The sequence below is a fragment of the Parendozoicomonas verongulae genome, from assembly GCF_009711465.1.
Taxonomy (GTDB): Bacteria; Pseudomonadota; Gammaproteobacteria; order Pseudomonadales; family Endozoicomonadaceae; genus Sansalvadorimonas; species Sansalvadorimonas verongulae.
Genome location: NZ_SMME01000022.1, coordinates 1 through 209, shown reverse-complemented (window position 1 = coordinate 209; position 209 = coordinate 1). Strand labels below are relative to the sequence as shown.

General features: G+C 51.7%; 1 protein-coding gene. It reads right to left on the bottom strand.

Annotated features, from left to right (window positions below):
- Positions 1–209, bottom strand: a 209-nt coding sequence (locus E1189_RS21925) for a hypothetical protein (RefSeq protein WP_196220774.1), incomplete at both ends; no start/stop codon positions are given.

Sequence of the window (209 nt, the reverse complement as noted above, 5' to 3'; positions counted from 1 at the left end):
AGTTGCAGCTCATCAAACTTCTCCCACTCTTCTGTCTCAACGAAAATAGATGCGAGACCCAGTTCGATATCCTTGTCATCACTGAGAATGTTCGCCTGCCCTCCGGTTGCCCGGGTGCGCAGCCGGGTATAGATTTCGAGAGACTTTCTCTGGTTGTCTGCGCCCCCCATGATCCAAAAATGTCTGCCCAGTGTCAGCTCGATATCCTT